This is a genomic window from Geobacillus sp. Sah69 (assembly GCF_001414205.1).
Classification (GTDB): Bacteria; Bacillota; Bacilli; order Bacillales; family Anoxybacillaceae; genus Geobacillus; species Geobacillus stearothermophilus.
Genome location: NZ_LLKS01000044.1, coordinates 1 through 3,536, shown reverse-complemented (window position 1 = coordinate 3,536; position 3,536 = coordinate 1). Strand labels below are relative to the sequence as shown.

The window sequence follows — 3,536 nt, the reverse complement described above, 5'->3', positions numbered from 1 at the left end:
ATAAGAGACACATCCAATCCTGCGCAGCGAGGATAGATGACATCCATGATGAAAATCCTCCTTTTCGATGATCGAGTGCGCAAACAGCGAATCCACGGGAGAAATGCGGCAGTTTTCCGTTCGTCGTCACCTTTCCTCCGCATCGGGAAAGGGCGGACAATGGGTGGTGCACCCAGTGGATTCAAACACTTTTCCGTACAGGATCTAAGCCACCATTAAGCATAACGTCCTGTTGAACTGTTTGCGCCTATTCTTCATTATGGGAAGAAAAGGGGGATTTTCATCCCTGGGTGGAGGGCAAACCATTGCCCATGGATCTTTTCTGGCCGCGCTGGATTTCCCAAGTTCAAAAACCGCAAGGCGAAACAGTCGTACACCACAAATGCCGCGTTTTTTGTTATAATGATAGCGTTGTCCATGAATTTTGCTGGAAGAAGGTGATGGCTTTGGCGTTCATTACATCGCTCATCGCCGTTGTAATGGCGTTTTTCATCTTTTTTGTGCGCATGAAGGCGTCAGAAAAGCCGACGAATGCCAAAAAAATTATTTTGCCGCCGCTGTTTATGAGCACTGGGGCGCTCATGTTCATCGATCCAGTCTTTCGCGTCACACGCGGGGAGCTCATTGAGGCGGTCATTCTCGGCCTGTTCTTCTCGCTGTTTCTCATTAAAACGTCGAAATTTGAAATCCGTGGCAACGATATTTATTTGAAACGCTCAAAATCCTTTATTTGGATTTTGCTCGGGTTGATTGTCATTCGTCTTGGCTTGAAAACGTATTTAGGTCGAACGATCGACTATCACCAGTTAAGCGGCATGTTTTATTTGCTCGCGTTTTCAATGATCGTCCCATGGCGGATTGCGATGTATGTTTCGTATAGAAAGCTGGCGGCGCGGCTGAAATCGCCGATTCTTACGTGAAAAGGCGTCCGAGAGAATGTGGACGCCTTTTCTTGCGCCAAGTGCATAAAACGGCCGCGAGGCGTCAAACGTTGCGTTTTCGTTGAGATCTGCCTCTTGTTTGCCGCGCAGCGGCCGCAGCGAGCCGCGAGGCGAAACGGTGAAAAAGCCGCCGGCTCATCTGTCGGTTCGGATGAGCGTCAGCGGCTTTCCAACAAATGTTGATATGGGGCGAGATCGATGTTTTTCGCTTGCAACGTCCGGATCAAAAATTTATGATCGCGCTTGGGGGTTGCGATGATGTAGCCGCGAATGAGCAAATCGCGTGTGATGCGCGGCGCCTGCTCCTTCAAGGCAAGCTCGCCGATTTTGCCGGCGATTTTTTGCCGGGCCACGTCGCGAAACAGTTCGGGCACAGGGCGGACAAGCTCCTCAAGTAGCGCCTTTTCTTCATCCCTCCATAAATGGCGCGTCTGCTCAATATAATACTCCTGCCAGTCGAGTTCCGATTTTCCATCTTCTTTCGGCAGTCGTTTCAAAAATTTGCGGAACATAAAAAAGCCGCCGATCGACATCATGACAAGCAAAAAGACAACCCAAACCAAAATAAACCAAAGAAACCATCCGGTCAGCACGATGACCACCCCAACTACTGATCGAGAGTTTGTCTTCTGCTGTCCGCAACAAGCAGGGCGGCAGAGGACAAGTTTCGTCTATTATTATGTCGAAAAGCGCAAGGCTTGGCAAGCATTGAGAGCGCGTCCAGCGTTCTGTTACGATCCGTAACGCAACTGTAACGCAACTGTAAAGATGCCTGCCCCGTCCTAGAGCGTCAATGATTTTGAAATAGGCTGCCCGCTCGTCTGGAAATGAAAGACAGTGACGCGCCTAGTTTTGCCTGTTAATCTAGTAAGAAAAGAGAAACAGGAAGAACGATGGAGGCAAGGTGGATGATGGAAATGAAGAAAACAATTGCAGCGCTGGCCATAACTTGCAGTCTGGCGCTTGGTTCACAATCGGTGCTGGCGGAAGCGGCGAGCTCCTATACATACTACCAAGTGAAAAAAGGCGATACGCTGTCGAAAATCGCCAAACAATATCATACAACGGTGGCTTCACTAAAATCGCTGAACAGTTTAAAAACGGATACGATCCGCATTGGCGCGAAATTGAAAGTCCCGGCGGCTGCGAAGCGTCCCGCCTTGGCATCAGCCGGCAAAAAGGCGATTTCGCTCACCGCCGCCGACCGAAAGCTGCTTGCTCAGCTCGTGCAGGCGGAGACCGGCTCGAGCGAGCCGTTTGCCGGCAAGGTGGAAGTGGCGCTTGTCGTTTTAAACCGTACAACGCACCCAGAGTTTCCAAAGACGGTGCGCGGCGTCATTTATCAAAAAACGAAATCCGGCTATGCGTTTGTGCCGGTGAAAACGGGGAAATTGACCCGCATTCAGCCGACCAAGCAAGATTACGAGGCGGTCGACAAGGCGCTGGCCTTATTCCCAAACGACCGCCGTGGCTCGCTTTATTTCTACAATCCGAAAATCACAAAAGACAAGTGGATGTTATCGCGTCCGGTGACGATTCGCATCGGGCACCATGTCTTTGCGAAGTGAACAGAGCCGGGACAGGCTCTGTTTCTTTTTGGCCGTATGGCTCCATAAGGCAATCGCCGCCGCCAAGCAGGGGAAACTATCCGAAGCGCGCCGGCTGTTGGAGCAGGCTGGGGCAGAACGGCAAGCCGCTCACGAGCTGCAAACGTCGTTGCGACAGCCGGAAGCCGGAGGGCAGTCTACGGCTGTGACGCTGCTGATGGTGCGCGCCCAAGACCATTTGATGACAGCGATTGCCGTCAAAGAGTTGGCGGCTGAATTCGTCGATTTGTATGAACACATTCAATCGTAAAGGCCAACACGCCCGTTTCACTCGGACGAGTTTTGGCAACCAATGATGTAACCATAATTTAATTATGTAAACAAAACGGCATCAAAACAGTTGCCCCAACGTTTGCTGCCGGTTGAACGAGGCGGCGCTCCCCGCTCCTTCTTGACAAACGGAACGGGGGGCACGCCGCCCTTCAGCCGAGCGGTTTACATATCATGGCTTGTGTTATGTTTTTGCCGCGTGTGATTGCGGTTCTTCACTTTTTTCGAACCGTCAAGCGGCTCCGGCTGCCCAGGATTGTCGCCTTTTGGGGCGTTTTTGCGCATATCTTTGCCGTCGTTTTTGTTCGTCATTTGTTGTCCCTCCCTCTAGAAATGTTGATTTATCAAGGCTTTTCGGCCCCTCAGGGGTGTCCAAAAAATATTTTTCGACAAAATCTCTTACATCCTTTTTCAGTTTTGTGGATATCTTACAGACCTAGGGTGCGCTTCGCGGCCACGGCTGGTTATATTTTCCTGCCGTGGGGGAAGCGTATTCGATGCACCCTTTGGATCTCCGCGTCGCTGATGAGGACGAACCCTCCCATGTCTCCGGGCGTCTTCGCGCCAACATTCCCTCGTTCGGTCTCGTCATCAGGCGGAGGCCGGCCAAGCTCCTTTGGGGACTCAAGGTCGAATGGATAAAATCACGCCAGCTTCTCCGGTGTCATCYCGTTGTCCAACGATTCTTCCGTTCGCAGGGGGAGGCCTTAGGCCTGTC

Annotated in this window: 5 protein-coding genes; 3 read left to right on the top strand and 2 right to left on the bottom strand. The window is 51.5% G+C overall.

Annotated elements, in window-relative coordinates; genetic code table 11:
• Nucleotides 1-440 precede the first annotated feature (440 nt).
• Nucleotides 441-920 (top strand): CcdC family protein, encoded by a 480-nt coding sequence (locus AP057_RS11365; protein ID WP_369813961.1) that lies wholly within the window; start codon nucleotides 441-443, stop codon nucleotides 918-920.
• 179 nt (nucleotides 921-1,099) lie between these two features.
• On the opposite strand, the gene AP057_RS11360 is transcribed toward AP057_RS11365, so the two are convergent.
• Nucleotides 1,100-1,534, bottom strand: a complete 435-nt coding sequence (locus AP057_RS11360; RefSeq protein WP_055358764.1) for a DUF2621 domain-containing protein — start codon at nucleotides 1,532-1,534, stop codon at nucleotides 1,100-1,102.
• 324 nt (nucleotides 1,535-1,858) lie between these two features.
• Between AP057_RS11360 and AP057_RS11355 the strand changes: the two genes are divergently transcribed.
• Entirely contained in the window at nucleotides 1,859-2,509 is a 651-nt protein-coding gene (locus tag AP057_RS11355; RefSeq protein WP_055358762.1) for a cell wall hydrolase, read from the top strand.
• A gap of 28 nt (nucleotides 2,510-2,537) precedes the next feature.
• The gene (locus AP057_RS11350; RefSeq protein WP_055358760.1) at nucleotides 2,538-2,798 is read left to right on the top strand and encodes a PTS lactose/cellobiose transporter subunit IIA; all 261 of its coding nucleotides are present in this window, start codon (nucleotides 2,538-2,540) and stop codon (nucleotides 2,796-2,798) included.
• A gap of 185 nt (nucleotides 2,799-2,983) precedes the next feature.
• Here AP057_RS11350 and AP057_RS11345 read toward each other — a convergent pair whose 3' ends face one another.
• On the bottom strand, nucleotides 2,984-3,130 hold the full coding sequence (locus AP057_RS11345) for a small acid-soluble spore protein P (protein ID WP_011230843.1): 147 nt from the start codon (nucleotides 3,128-3,130) through the stop codon (nucleotides 2,984-2,986).
• Between the last annotated feature and the right edge of the window lie 406 nt (nucleotides 3,131-3,536).